At 30.2% G+C, this 12,690-nt stretch carries 16 protein-coding genes; 5 read left to right on the top strand and 11 right to left on the bottom strand.

Features of this window, described 5'->3' with window-relative positions; genetic code table 11:
• Positions 1–42 precede the first annotated feature (42 nt).
• Together NAB20_RS14190 and NAB20_RS14185 are read right to left on the bottom strand one after the other, a co-directional pair.
• Positions 43–840 (bottom strand): bifunctional 2-polyprenyl-6-hydroxyphenol methylase/3-demethylubiquinol 3-O-methyltransferase UbiG, encoded by a 798-nt coding sequence (locus NAB20_RS14190; RefSeq protein ID WP_235877596.1) that lies wholly within the window; start codon positions 838–840, stop codon positions 43–45.
• A gap of 2 nt (positions 841–842) precedes the next feature.
• Complete coding sequence (locus NAB20_RS14185) at positions 843–1,301, bottom strand: GNAT family N-acetyltransferase (RefSeq protein WP_105196054.1); 459 nt, start codon at positions 1,299–1,301, stop codon at positions 843–845.
• Positions 1,302–1,350: 49 nt separating this feature from the next.
• Here NAB20_RS14185 and NAB20_RS14180 point away from each other — a divergent pair, with 49 nt between their 5' ends.
• Positions 1,351–2,283 (top strand): peptidylprolyl isomerase, encoded by a 933-nt coding sequence (locus tag NAB20_RS14180; protein ID WP_105196053.1) that lies wholly within the window; start codon positions 1,351–1,353, stop codon positions 2,281–2,283.
• Positions 2,284–2,373: 90 nt separating this feature from the next.
• Positions 2,374–2,682: a cytochrome c gene (locus NAB20_RS14175; protein ID WP_127822773.1), complete on the top strand. Its 309-nt coding sequence runs from the start codon at positions 2,374–2,376 to the stop codon at positions 2,680–2,682.
• 201 nt (positions 2,683–2,883) lie between these two features.
• Here the strand turns inward: NAB20_RS14175 and NAB20_RS14170 are convergent, their stop codons facing one another.
• Positions 2,884–3,339: a 2-dehydro-3-deoxyphosphooctonate aldolase gene (locus tag NAB20_RS14170; protein WP_088392925.1), complete on the bottom strand. Its 456-nt coding sequence runs from the start codon at positions 3,337–3,339 to the stop codon at positions 2,884–2,886.
• A 286-nt stretch (positions 3,340–3,625) separates the two neighbouring features.
• On the opposite strand from NAB20_RS14170, the gene NAB20_RS14165 reads away from it, so the two are divergent.
• Positions 3,626–4,183, top strand: coding sequence for a YeeE/YedE family protein (locus tag NAB20_RS14165; protein ID WP_088392923.1), 558 nt, complete (start codon positions 3,626–3,628; stop codon positions 4,181–4,183).
• Positions 4,184–4,187: 4 nt separating this feature from the next.
• A complete protein-coding gene (locus NAB20_RS14160) occupies positions 4,188–4,601 on the top strand; it encodes a DUF6691 family protein (RefSeq protein ID WP_105196051.1) in 414 nt (137 codons plus the stop codon).
• 273 nt (positions 4,602–4,874) lie between these two features.
• On the opposite strand, the gene NAB20_RS14155 is transcribed toward NAB20_RS14160, so the two are convergent.
• The 7 genes from NAB20_RS14155 to NAB20_RS14125 form a co-directional block, all read right to left on the bottom strand.
• A complete protein-coding gene (locus NAB20_RS14155; protein ID WP_127822774.1) occupies positions 4,875–5,711 on the bottom strand; it encodes an energy transducer TonB in 837 nt (278 codons plus the stop codon).
• A gap of 392 nt (positions 5,712–6,103) precedes the next feature.
• Complete coding sequence (locus NAB20_RS14150) at positions 6,104–7,222, bottom strand: hypothetical protein (protein ID WP_375605273.1); 1,119 nt, start codon at positions 7,220–7,222, stop codon at positions 6,104–6,106.
• Positions 7,194–8,078 (bottom strand): adenine-specific DNA-methyltransferase, encoded by an 885-nt coding sequence (gene yhdJ, locus NAB20_RS14145; protein WP_105196048.1) that lies wholly within the window; start codon positions 8,076–8,078, stop codon positions 7,194–7,196. Before yhdJ ends, NAB20_RS14150 begins: the two co-directional genes overlap by 29 nt.
• Positions 8,079–8,332: 254 nt before the next feature.
• The gene (locus NAB20_RS14140; RefSeq protein ID WP_164849042.1) at positions 8,333–8,470 is read right to left on the bottom strand and encodes a hypothetical protein; all 138 of its coding nucleotides are present in this window, start codon (positions 8,468–8,470) and stop codon (positions 8,333–8,335) included.
• Positions 8,471–8,650: 180 nt separating this feature from the next.
• Entirely contained in the window at positions 8,651–9,199 is a 549-nt protein-coding gene (locus tag NAB20_RS14135; protein WP_088394315.1) for an RNA polymerase sigma factor, read from the bottom strand.
• A complete protein-coding gene (locus NAB20_RS14130) occupies positions 9,190–10,302 on the bottom strand; it encodes a glycosyltransferase (protein ID WP_088394317.1) in 1,113 nt (370 codons plus the stop codon). Before NAB20_RS14130 ends, NAB20_RS14135 begins: the two co-directional genes overlap by 10 nt.
• Before the next feature lie 320 nt (positions 10,303–10,622).
• On the bottom strand, positions 10,623–11,324 hold the full coding sequence (locus NAB20_RS14125; protein ID WP_375605272.1) for a phytanoyl-CoA dioxygenase family protein: 702 nt from the start codon (positions 11,322–11,324) through the stop codon (positions 10,623–10,625).
• 106 nt (positions 11,325–11,430) lie between these two features.
• Between NAB20_RS14125 and NAB20_RS14120 the strand changes: the two genes are divergently transcribed.
• On the top strand, positions 11,431–11,580 hold the full coding sequence (locus NAB20_RS14120; RefSeq protein ID WP_375605271.1) for a hypothetical protein: 150 nt from the start codon (positions 11,431–11,433) through the stop codon (positions 11,578–11,580).
• Between the two features lie 64 nt (positions 11,581–11,644).
• On the opposite strand, the gene murB is transcribed toward NAB20_RS14120, so the two are convergent.
• A complete protein-coding gene (gene murB / locus NAB20_RS14115) occupies positions 11,645–12,658 on the bottom strand; it encodes a UDP-N-acetylmuramate dehydrogenase (RefSeq protein ID WP_375605270.1) in 1,014 nt (337 codons plus the stop codon).
• Positions 12,659–12,690 lie beyond the last annotated feature (32 nt).

Here is a 12,690-nt window from a genome sequence, read left to right as displayed (position 1 = left end):
TTTATAATGTTTGTATGATAGGTTATTTTGTAATCTAAAAACTTATATTTTGGTAGCAGTTAGGCTAAATAGCATTGGAATTTTGTTTTCTAGGTGCCTAATTCTAAATTTACCTTTTTCAAATTCTTCGGTTTGGTTAAAACAATTGTATGGAGAGTAATCGTATTCATCAAAAGAATTGACTTGGAGGCCATTTTTAATTAGTGCATTTAGTACCTCTGATGTTGGATGATTCCATGATATGGTTTTAGTCTCTATTTCTGAATTGCGATCACCATAAGTTCCTTTTTCTTCTTCAATTATAGTTTCTGTATTAAAGTAATTATATGCTATTTCTTTAAAGTTATTGTCAAACATCCAAACAAAAGGATGAAATTCTACAAAAATAAATTGACCATTAGGTTTTAGGAAATCAGAAATTATTTTAGCCCATTTATCTAGATCAGGTAACCAACCAATGGTTCCATAACTAGAAAAAATAATATCAAATTTTTCATTAATATAATTGGGTGTTTCATACACATCACAACAAATGAATTTAGTATTTAATCCCAATTGGGAATTAAAACTTTGAGCCGCTTCTATTGCCTTATCAGATAAATCAATGCCTGTTACTTGGGCTCCCATTCGTTGTAAAGACATAGAATCTTGACCAAAATGGCATTGTAGATGTAAAATACTTTTATTTTGAATGTTTCCTAAAAGCATTAATTCGATATCATTTAATGTGGATTTACCACTTAAAAAGGAACTGTTTTTATAAAAATCAGAATTAATATGAATAATTGTTTTTTCGTTCCAAGTTTTTCTGTTTATTTCTAAATAGTTTAATTTTGTCATAGTTATAAGTTAAGTTCCATTTGTATATCAGCTCTTGTGTAATCAGTTTCTTCTAAAGGAACTTCAATAAAATTAAAATTTCGGTATAAATTAAGAGCAGGAATTAGTTTCGTACTTGATAAAAGAAATATTTTTTTTGCTTTTTGAGAAATAGCATAATCAATGCAAGTACGCATTAATGAAGAACTTAATTTCATTCCTTGAAAATTTTTATCCACAGCCATCTTTGCTAGTTCGTAAGTAATAGGATCCGTTTTAATCATTGCTACGGTGCCTACAACTTGATTGTTAACCAAACAAAAAAAGATAGTGCCGTCTTTTTCAATAATATCTCGCTCTATGTTTTCAAACGTAGCAATATCGTGTGGTTCTATGTAAAAATATTCTTCTAGCCACGCTTTATTAAGTCGAATAAAATCTTCTTTATATTTTGAATCATAGCTAATTATTTTGATGTCCATTTGAATATAAAATTGTAATTTTGTTTCTCAAATTTAATAAAATAAAGTGATGCAAGACGGTATTTACGCAAAATTTAATACTTCCAAAGGAGCTATTCTAGTGAAATTAACACATGACTTAACTCCAGGAACTGTAGGTAACTTTGTTGGTTTAGCAGAAGGGAATCTAGAAAACTCAGTTAAATCGCAAGGTCAGAAATATTATGATGGATTAAAGTTTCATCGTGTTATTCCTGATTTTATGATACAAGGAGGATGTCCTCTGGGTACAGGAACAGGTGATGCAGGTTATAAATTTGATGATGAATTTCATCCTTCATTAAAACATGATGCTCCTGGTGTGTTGTCTATGGCTAATGCAGGTCCAGGTACTAATGGTTCTCAGTTTTTTATTACACATGTTGCAACGCCTTGGTTAGATGGTAAACATACTGTTTTTGGTCATGTTGTAGAAGGGCAAGATGTCGTGGATCTAGTTGTACAAGATGATGTAATGGAATCGATTGAGATTGTTCGTGTAGGAACTGAAGCGAAAGAATGGAATGCTATTGAAGCTTTTCGTACTTTTGAAGGAGCTCGTGAAAAAAGAATAGCAGAAGCCAAACGTTTAGCTGAAGAATCAGTAGATAAGTTATCAGCTGGTTTTGAAAAGACAGAAAGTGGTTTACGTTATAAAATTATCCAAAAAGGAGAAGGTAAAAAAGCAGAAAAAGGGCGTACAGTATCAGTGCATTATCAAGGCTCTTTAGAAAATGGTCAGGTGTTTGATTCTTCTTATAAAAGAAAACAACCTATAGAATTTCCATTAGGAAAAGGCTACGTAATAGAAGGTTGGGATGAAGGGATTGCTTTGTTGCAAGTGGGCGATAAAGCGCGTTTTGTAATTCCTTCTTATTTAGGTTATGGAGATAAAGGGGCAGGAGGGGTAATTCCACCAAACGCTACTTTAATTTTTGATGTAGAATTAATGGATATTAAGTAAAAAATATATTTACATAGATATATTTTAAAAATCCTACCTTGAAAACAGGTGGGATTTTTTATATTTACCCAAACTAAAAAAAAAGTAAATATGTTTAATAAAAAAATAATAGGATTTATTTGTTTAGGCGGAATCCTTTTTTCGTGCTCCAAAAAAGTAATATCAACTTCTTCTACTGTGCAAAATAATATAGAAACAGCTAAGATAGAGCTTCCGTCAGAAATTGCAGAAGGAAAATCTTTATATGAAAATAATTGTGCTAAATGCCATAAGCTATTTCCTGTGTCAAAGCATGATAAAGCAGGTTGGGTTAAAACAGTAGACAGAATGGCTCCAAAAGCTAAAATTACAGAAGCACAAAAAACACTAGTTTATAATTATCTAACTTACGGGATGTAGTGTGTTAGATTGTTAAAACTATAAAGGAAAAGCTGTTTATGAAATATTCACTTAGTTTAATCAACTTCAGAAAAATCCTATAATTTATTTAGATAAATAAAAAATACAGAATGTTGGTTCTCCATTTTTTTACTTGAGGTTGATTATATTATAAAATCAATACAATATTTTTAAAACAGCTTTTTTAATAGAATAAAAATGTTATTTCTTAGCTGAAAAACCTACAGGAATCATTAATTCACCTCTTTCAAATTTATTTAAATATAAATTCACAGGTTTTGACTGTCCAGGATATGTAATTTCATAAATATCTAACATACCAGCTCCTATATCTGCCCTGTTAGTAGGGAAAGGGCAGCAAGACTCTATAAGTTTATATGAAATATTTTCTCCTTTTGGACCTGCTAAAGCATTTAAAAAACGTTTTTGGTTGTTTTCCCCATCTTCTATTGAGGTAAATCCTACATTTACAGGATAAAACTCAGTAAAAGCATATTTTTTGTCTGTGGCATTTTTCGTTATAATAAAACTGTTCTGTTTTTCATTTAATGAAGGACCTGCCACATTATTATCTATATTACGAATAGTATTTCGTGTGCTAATACAACTGTTTAGGAACAAAAAGCTTGTCAGGAATAAAAAATATAGTTTTTTCATTATTTGAATTTTTATACAAATATAAAAACAAAAGCGCATAACAAAAGCGCTCTTTTTATTTAAAAGCTTTGTTTTTTTGAAAAAAATAAGCTTAATTTTGTACCGAAATTTTAATTCAAGCTTAATTGCTTGAGTATAGATATTTCTTTTTCATTATATTGGTTGGGTTAATAAAAGAGTTATCTTAAATTTCATAAAGAGCACCTCAAAAGGGTGCTTTTTGATTTTTGCAACTTCTTCTTTGTTAATTTGTCATTTCTGTTATTTTTGCATAAAAATAGAATCAATGGAAATTTTGACACAAACTTGGCATTGGGCAATTTCAGGTATGTTAATTGGTCTGGTTATGTTATTGTTGACTTATTTAGGAAAGACTTTTGGAATGTCTTCAAATTTAAGAACAATATGTTCAATAACGGGAGCCAAAAAGACTGCGGAATATTTTAATTTTGATTGGAAAGAACAAAAATGGAATTTGGCGGTGGTATTAGGATCTATCGTTGGAGGTTATATAGCTTTTCATTTTTTAGGAGGAACACATAATGTAGAAATCAATCCTGAAACTATTGTACAATTACAAAAAATGGGGATTGATGCCCCTAATGGTAAATATTTACCAGATTTACTATTCAGCTTAGATTCTGTATTAACTTATAAAGGATTCTTTTTGCTATTACTAGGTGGTTTTTTGATTGGATTTGGAACACCTTATGCAGGAGGGTGTACTTCAGGTCATGCTATATCAGGATTGAGTAATTTACAGTTACCTTCTCTAATAGCTGTAATTGGCTTTTTTTTAGGAGGGCTTATCATGGCTCATTTTGTTTTACCTTTACTTTTTTAAATATATGAAATTACTACGTTTTTTTGCAGTTGGATTGCTTTTCGGAATAGTTTTAACAAAAGCAGAAGCGGTGTCATGGTATCGTATTTATGAAATGTTTATGTTTCAATCATTCCACATGTATGGTATTATTTCAGTAGCTATTTTAGTAGGTGTATTGGGTATACAATTTATTAAGAAAAAAGAAATGGCAGATATTGAAGGGCAACCTATTTTAATTCCAGATAAAAATATTTCTATAACCCGTTATCTATTAGGAGGGATTATATTTGGATTAGGTTGGGCTTTAGTAGGGGCTTGTCCTGGTCCTATTTTTATATTATTAGGAACTGGAATTCCTGCTATTTTTATAGTTCTTTTAGGAGCTTTGTTAGGAACTTTTCTATATGGGTTGTTAAAAAATAAATTACCTCATTGATTTTGCTATAACAATATTTTTTATCAATTATATTATAGGGTTATGGAGTCTTATTTATAAAACTACAAGAACCTTTTCTATTCATCTTTTAAAATGTATGAAAAAGAGGCTGTCCGAAAAATAAAATCAAGGCAACGTTGTTACTCCAGCGTAAGGAGAAGGTCTTATAATCAATATTATTTGATTTGATTCGCTTGTTCGAGCAGAGCTCTAGATTCTTACGCTGGTTGAAATGATAAGCCTACCATCTTTTTGGACAGCCTTTTAACATTATTAATTAATCTGAATGGTAATAGGTAGTGAGTATTGAGTTCTAACGGCTTGACCTTGATAAATACCAGGTTCCCATTTTGTTTTAATTGATTTAAGAACACGTATAGCTTCCTTGTCTAAATCAAAACCAGGACTTCTAGGAACCGATATATTGGTAATGCTTCCATCTGGTTCTACTACAAAATAAACCAATATTTTAATAGTATTGCTTTCTTCTATTTCAGGTGTCTGAAAACGGCTACTTACAATTTTTATAAAAGCATTTATGCCTCCTGGAAATTCGGGACTTTTCTCTAAAATACCAGGAGTTAATGGTGTTTCTGGAATTGGAGGAATAGCACTAATAAAAGAAGGAGTAGACTCGTTAGTATTTCCTTTCGGATCACCAGCTATATTTCCCTGTAACGCCAACGAATTTTCTGAAATGTTTTTGCCTACATCATCAGGTTTTGTTAAATTGTTTTCAGTTGTTTCTGTAGATTTAACAACTTTTGGATTGATTAAATCATAAGTTTTAGGAGCTATAATGTCTGCTTTTCTAATTTGTTTGAGTTGTTTTTCAATTTTTTTTTGTTCTTCTTTTTTAGGTAGATGAACCTCTGTAATGATGATGTTACCTAAATCATTAGAAGGGCAGATGATGGGAGGTTTCTCCTTAAACGAACTTAAAATGATAGGTAAAATGGCAATGCCTGTAAGAAGGAAGAGGCCACTTAAAAAAGCTTTAGTACTAGTACTGTTATCTTGTTTACGTAATTGATAAGCTCCGTATGCTTTGTTTTTACCTTCAAAAACAAGTTCTAGCCACTCACTGTTGTTTATATTTAATTTTGACATAATTTTTTGGTTTTAATAATATGGAAAAAATAATTTCTGCAGAAATTATTTTTTTATATGAAATAATTATGCCAAAAAAACATTTATTTGTTTGAATTTTATGTTTTTTTTAAAATATTTATGTTTTAAACCCAGATTAAGCTTTTACTAGACCTTTAAAGTATGATAAAAACGTAATTTTCTTTAATGACCATAAAAATCAATTAAAAATAGACTTAAAAAAAAGAGACCTTAATTGCCTCTTGTATAGCTTTATATTTTTACTTCGTAATTCCTATAGTGAACGTAATATAATTGGGAGCCTGTCCAGAGCTTGCAAAAGATTCAACAAAAGTTTCATTGTTGGCTTCTTCGATGCCCAATGGAAATCTTAGCTGTTATGTGCCGTTCTTCTATTCTTCGTCATCGTCTGTGTCCGAGTCGTCATAATTAAATTCAACCTTACTTTGTAAAATTATTTCGTCAAGTATAGGTTTTAGATACCCTTGTTGATTTGCGATATTAAATCTCTCACGTAAAGTTTGTATATTGATTACTTCTTCAATGCAACTCATATATTTCTCGACGATAGATTTTATTGAGTAGGTTTTGTTTGCATTGTCTTTTATTTTTTGAAGTAAATTTTCTGTGCTTTCTTCTGATTTGATTACAAATGAAATCGGATATTTTTGAATTTTGTCAATGTCAAGGAAATACTTTTTAAAGTCTATTGTTTCAGTGACTTGAAAAAATCTACCTAATGGCTTCATTACAAAATCAATTCCACCATCGTTTGCATTTGTTCTACCTGTTTTATATAACTGTAAGGATTCAGTTGTTAAATTATCCATCTCAAATCCCCAAATAATGTTTTGGTTGTGATAATGGAATTTTAAAATCGAATAGCTCACGATTTCAAATAGTCTAGCATCAACATTTGGGGCTAATAAACCAATAATAAAATTTTCAATGTTCTTAGTTTTATCTTCTTCAAACTTTTGAAGTTCTTCACAAGCTTTAATAAAACTCATAAAAGCTTCTTGCTTTGCCGCAAAATAGGAGTTGATTATCTCAATTACCGCTTTTGCAATATTCTGTTCTTTTACTCGAAGTAAGTTCTCATTAATCCAATATTTTTTTGTTTCAAGATTTCTAATAACTGGAATGAGTTCAATTTCTTCCTTAAAAAACTTCTCAAATTCTGAGTTTACTCTATTGTTGAAAGAGTGGTTTTGAATTTTTTTGCAAAATGGCAATTCGGTAGCTCTCGATTTTATTACTGTGAAAGTCGCCCCATCATAATCTTTATAACTGTCATTTATATCGAATTCTTTTAAAATGTAATCTTCAATAAGAACATATAAAACTGCAAGAGGGTGAAAACTCCCCCTTGATTTTGATCCTTTATTTGCCGATCTCGTTTTTAAATTTATGTAGCGAATCAAATAGCTATTATTGAATACATCTTCAGCTAAATCTCCGAAGTGACTTTGTAAAACTTGTTTAATGTTTTGCGTGAATATGTGTTCCATTAGGTTCAAATAATGTTTGTTGATTAATGTTTGCAATCTTTTGTGTTTCAAAGGAGCGAATTTCTTTTTCTAATTTTTCGCCTTTAAACTCATTAGCTAACTGTAATCTCCGCAAACCGATTTTTACATACTCGTCTTGAAGTTCTATACCAATGGAATTTCTACCAAGTTCTTTTGCAACGAAGCAAGTGGTAAATGTTCCCGAGAATGGGTCTATAACTAAATCTCCTTCGTTTGAACTTGCTTTGATAATTCTTTCGAGTAAAGCGATTGGTTTTTGTGTCGGGTGATTTTCGTATTCATCCATACGATAACGAACCCTTGCAAACTCCCAAACATTACCTGGAACTTTCTCTGAATTGTAAACTGTTGGAACTGCTTTGCGATAGTCAATAAGTTTACGTTTTGCTCCTGTTTTGGCTTCTACTAAAATGTCATTCGTGTTAAAGGTGTAGTTGTTTTTGTCTTTTACGCAAAACAAGATTGGCTCATACATCGAACCGTAGTATTTTTTAGCTTGAACACCGGAACTGTCGTAATACCAAACAAGTCGGGAAAGTATGTCTAACTTTTTGCGAAGATAAATGTCGAAAAATGGCATAAACTGTGTCGCTGTCATTACATAAAAACTACCGTTTGGTTTAAGTTTTTGTATGCACAAGTCTAGCCATTCGTAACACCAGTCAAGGTAGGCTTCTTCAGTTTTCCACTTTTCAATGTGTCCGTTGAAGTTTTTGCCAATGTTGTAAGGTGGGTCAGCAAAAATTAAGTCAACAGAGTCGTCAGGAAGTGTTTTTAATGCTTCCAAAGCGTCTCCGTGAATAATTTTATGTTGTTCGTTTCCTAATATTTCCATTTTCAAATTCAATTAAAAGGCGTTTCAAATTTAGTTAAAATAACAGGTCGTTCGAATGAAAGTTGTCTGTTTTTGTTTACAGTCATTTTGTTGTAGCACGGTCTTTTAGAATGGTGCATAAGGTCAGTCTGTGAAAAAATCTCAGAAGATCTTCAAATATAGCTGAAATATTTTCATAAAATGTCGTGATTTTTCTATTTTTAGCAGGGGAACATATTCAAGGAATCTCCCGTAATAAGTTACATCTGTCGAGTTTAGAAGGCAAAATTGATTGGATAATCCGCGTAATCAGGGTTAAATTTATTTTTAATATTATCAAACAATTTCATAGTTGTTTCGGAATATTCAACGGCTAATTTTAAATTAGAAGCTATTGCGTGTAACTTTTTCAATGTTTTTAATCAGAGTTTAGACGGTATTAATTTTCAGCGGAAAGAGATTTCTACGTGCAGTTTGGTTTTCTGTTTCTGTAATTTCAATTTACTTCGAGTCTAATCTAGGATTTAGGTTAAAATAAAAAAGAGAAATAATCGCCTTTTTTATTAGTTTATTTTAATTCTAGTTGAAATAAATTATCCCTTTTTGATTATATCGGCTAATAATTTTTTGGCACGAAGGAGTTTTATTTTTACATTATTTAAAGGTTCATTAAGGTCATTTGCAATTTCTTGATAGCTCATTTCCTGAAAATAGCGCATTTGAATGACCTCTTGATAAGCTGGTTTTAATTGCTTGATGAATTGAAGTAAACGATTGAGGTTTTGTTCGGTAATAAGTTGGTCTTCTGCTGAAGGTGAGTTGTCTGCTATGGCATAAGCAATGTGATCTTCTTCATCAGTAATGTCTATAAAAAGAGAGGATTTCTTTTTTCTTAATAAATCAATGTGTACGTTTTTGGCTATTGCAATGAGCCATGTGTTAAATTGGAATTCAGAATTGTAGCTGTTTATTTTATCAAATGCCTTCGAGAAAGTTTCTATGGTAATGTCTTCCGCATCGGTTTCATTTTCGGTGCGTTGTAGCATAAAGGCATAGACCTCATTCCAGTATTTGTCTAATAAATATGTAAAGGCTATTTGATCTCCTTTTATAGCTTTTTCTATGTGTTTTTTTATTTCCAAGTAGTAGGTTTTGAAATTAGATTTCTAATGAATACATTGAATTGTGTTAGTATGAGAACTATTTCAAGAATAGGATACCAATACATAACGTCTTTTTCTTCTAATTTCCCAGCTGAAAAACCTAATGCTATCCAACTACTTAAATAGCGTATTCCAATTGCACTTAATACAATGATCCATTGATATTGCATAGCTAATAGTGTAATTGGTGTAATAAAGAAGAAAAATTGACTTAGATAGAATAAAGCCAATTGATTTTTGTCAAAAGCTTTGTATAATTTAGCGGTTGAAGCATGGCGTCTTTTTTGAGTAAACCACGCTCCAAATGTTTGTTTAGGAATAGAATAAGTAAAGCTATCTGGTGAAAAACAGATAGTTGTATTACTATTATTAGAGGCTTCATTAATAAATAAATCATCATCGCCTGACCGTATTTTTATATGATTAATAAAACCATTTGTTTTAAAGAACTCCTCTCTCTTATAAGCTAAATTTCTTCCTACACCCATATAAGGTTTTCCTAGTTTACTCCAAGAAAAATATTGTGTAGCTGTTAACAATGTTTCAAATCGTATTAATTTATTTAAAAAACCAGATTCTTTTTTATAAGCACCGTATCCTAAAATAATTGTTTTGTGCATAGTGAAATGAGAGGTCATTTCTTTTATCCAGTTTTCTGAATTAGGAATACAATCAGCATCTGTAAAAAGTAAATACTCTTTGGATGCGGCTTTGATACCTAGAGTAAGAGCAAACTTCTTGTTTCCCCAAAAAGCTTCATTGTTTTCTACCTTTACTAACTTTAAATTAGGGATTTCCTTTTGAAAGTCTTCTACTAAAAAACGCGTGTTATCATAAGAAGCATCGTCAATGATGACAATTTCGTAATTTGAATAATTTTGTTTTGCTAATAATGGAATTAGTTCTTTTAGATTTTCTTCTTCATTTTTTGCACATACTATAACGGAAACAGAAATATGTTTTTCCTTGCTTTCCTGTGGTTTTGCAAAAGAAAATTTACCAAAAATAAACAAATAATATATTATTTGAATGGTTACTACGGTAAGGAAAAAATAAAATAAGATGAGTAAAAATAGCTCCATATATTCTTTCAAAAAATGAAGTGCAAAGGTAGCGGTTTAAAAATCAAATGCCAAATAAGAATAATCAATTGTAGATTAAATTTTTTCTATTTTATGCCTTTTTAAGGTTCTTTGTTTTAATGTTTTTTGAGGTAATGTAGATTTTTTTATGATTTTATTTTTTGACTTTTTTTATAGTTGTTTCAATTTTTAGGGGAAATAAAAATAAGAGGACTTAACATAAGAAAGTAATCGTATTTGTTCTTTGATTATGTTAACGAAATGGATTAAAAAACCTTGAACTTTTATCTTGATCAAAGAGAAAAAATAGAACTCAGATATTAAAATGCTAAATACTCGTTCCATTTTAATCCATTATCTAATATTATGTTTGAAAATTCAATATGTATAACACGTCTTCTCTGGTTGTTTGTTGTGCGTGTTGAGGCATGTAGTGTTAAAGGTTTCATTAGCATTACACCTCCTTTAGGTACATCACAAATGTATTCTTTGTTTTTGTTTATTTCGTGGTCAGTTAATTGAATAATACCTTTTTTATGTGATTTAGGAATTACTTTTACAGCACCATTTTCTACTGTAGTATTGTCTAAATGAATTCGAATTGTGAAAATATTTTCTAAAATTGGAGTTGGCGGTTGTACTGTTATTTGTTCATTCTTTTTAGTCCAATTGATAAAGTTATCAGTTTCAATTTTTTCAGAAAGATTAATTGTTAAATCTTGATGATAAGGGACTACCCAATTAGAAGTTTTGGGCTTATCAAAATAAATTGATTTGATTACAAAATATGTGTTATTGCCAATTTCTTCGATAATCTTAATAAGGTTCTTGTTGAAAATATGGTTTTTTAGTTTAGGAATTTCTTTTAAAATAGCACGAATTGCAAATAATTCTTTATCTTTTCTAAAATTTGTATTTGATTTTTCGCTTGATTCGATTAAATGAATAATGGTTTCTATTTCTTCATGAGTGTAAATGTTGTTTAGAATGTGAAAGCCATTCTTGTTGAATGATGTATTCATTGTAATGTAATTAAGGGAGATGTTAAGAAATTTACTTGCTGGATCTTTGTGAATTTGTTTTGTATTCGTAGTTTTTTAGTTCTTAGAGAATTTTAAAAAGCCAAAGATGATTATTTTACAAAGTATTGAAAGTTGGATCGTAATGAATGGTTTAAAATTTAAAATAGGGGATGATTTAGTATGGTTTTTAATAAGCTTATTAGTAATATACGTTTTTTTATTATATCGTTTACCGTTTTTTTTAGAAAATAAATAGTTACAAAAAATACTAGATTTGTAACTATTTAGAACTCTTTTCTATGAAAACTAGTAGAAATGATTTAAATTATATTAACTTCAGCTTCAATGGCAATGCCGAATTTGTCTAAAACTGTTTTTTGTACAAATTGAGATAAATTTAGAATATCTTGTCCTGTAGCATTTCCGTAGTTTACTAATACTAGAGCTTGTCTTGCATGTACGCCTGCATCACCATTGCGATAACCTTTTAATCCTGCTTGTTCAATCATCCAACCAGCAGGAACTTTTATTTGATTTTCTGAAACCTCATAATATTTTATTTCAGGATATAATGTTTTGGCTTCGTTGAATTGTTCTCTTGATAGAATAGGATTTTTAAAGAAACTACCGCTGTTTCCTAACGATTTTGGGTCAGGTAATTTACTTTGACGGATAGCAATTACAGCATTGCTTACATCTTTTATGGTTGGTGTTGAAATATTTTTATTTTCTAATTCTTTTAAAATATCGCCATAGCCTGTGTTGATTTTATGATGGTGTTTTGTTAGCTTAAAAACAACAGAGGTAATGATGTATTGATTTTTGATAGCTTGTTTAAAAATGCTTTCGCGGTAGCCAAAATTACATTCTTCATTTGTGAAAGTCCTTATTTCTTGCGTGAGAATGTTGAGAGCTTGACATGATACAAATGTGTCTTTAATTTCAGCACCGTAAGCACCTATGTTTTGAACGGGAGTAGTACCTACATTACCTGGTATTAAAGACATGTTTTCTATACCACCATAGTTTTGTTTTATATTCCATAAAACAAATTCATGCCAGTTTTCCCCTGCTTGGGCTTCAACCCAAACATAATTTTCGTCTTCTTTTACAATTTTTTTTCCCTTTAAGTCTATGTGAATGACCAAAGCATTTATATCTTTTGTTAAAAGCATATTGCTACCCCCACCTAAGATAAATTTCGTTTTGGTTATATTGTTTTTTAAAACTTCATCTAATTCTGTTATACTATGTACAGCTATAAATTCAGAAGCTTTTGCTTCAATACCAAAGGTGTTGTGTTTTTTAAGAGAATAATTATGTTGGATATTCATTGTACTAAAATATTTTGATTACAAAGTACGCA

The sequence above is a fragment of the Flavobacterium davisii genome (assembly GCF_042182265.1).
Classification (GTDB): Bacteria; Bacteroidota; Bacteroidia; order Flavobacteriales; family Flavobacteriaceae; genus Flavobacterium; species Flavobacterium davisii.
Note: the sequence above shows the minus strand (reverse complement) of the source record. Positions and strands in the feature narration are given on the sequence as shown.

Bases quoted from the DNA above. Each gene is read 5' to 3' on its own strand.
- NAB20_RS14180 (WP_105196053.1), top strand. From the start codon at position 1,351: ATGCAAGACGGTATTTACGCAAAATTTAATACTTCCAAAGGAGCTATT.
- NAB20_RS14125 (WP_375605272.1), bottom strand. From the start codon at position 11,324: ATGAATACATCATTCAACAAGAATGGCTTTCACATTCTAAACAACATT.
- murB (WP_375605270.1), bottom strand. From the start codon at position 12,658: ATGAATATCCAACATAATTATTCTCTTAAAAAACACAACACCTTTGGT.
- NAB20_RS14185 (WP_105196054.1), bottom strand. From the start codon at position 1,301: ATGGACATCAAAATAATTAGCTATGATTCAAAATATAAAGAAGATTTT.
- yhdJ (WP_105196048.1), bottom strand. From the start codon at position 8,078: ATGGAAATATTAGGAAACGAACAACATAAAATTATTCACGGAGACGCT.
- NAB20_RS14160 (WP_105196051.1), top strand. From the start codon at position 4,188: ATGAAATTACTACGTTTTTTTGCAGTTGGATTGCTTTTCGGAATAGTT.
- NAB20_RS14150 (WP_375605273.1), bottom strand. From the start codon at position 7,222: ATGGAACACATATTCACGCAAAACATTAAACAAGTTTTACAAAGTCAC.
- NAB20_RS14165 (WP_088392923.1), top strand. From the start codon at position 3,626: ATGGAAATTTTGACACAAACTTGGCATTGGGCAATTTCAGGTATGTTA.
- NAB20_RS14170 (WP_088392925.1), bottom strand. From the start codon at position 3,339: ATGAAAAAACTATATTTTTTATTCCTGACAAGCTTTTTGTTCCTAAAC.
- NAB20_RS14175 (WP_127822773.1), top strand. From the start codon at position 2,374: ATGTTTAATAAAAAAATAATAGGATTTATTTGTTTAGGCGGAATCCTT.
- NAB20_RS14190 (WP_235877596.1), bottom strand. From the start codon at position 840: ATGACAAAATTAAACTATTTAGAAATAAACAGAAAAACTTGGAACGAA.
- NAB20_RS14130 (WP_088394317.1), bottom strand. From the start codon at position 10,302: ATGGAGCTATTTTTACTCATCTTATTTTATTTTTTCCTTACCGTAGTA.
- NAB20_RS14120 (WP_375605271.1), top strand. From the start codon at position 11,431: ATGATTATTTTACAAAGTATTGAAAGTTGGATCGTAATGAATGGTTTA.
- NAB20_RS14155 (WP_127822774.1), bottom strand. From the start codon at position 5,711: ATGTCAAAATTAAATATAAACAACAGTGAGTGGCTAGAACTTGTTTTT.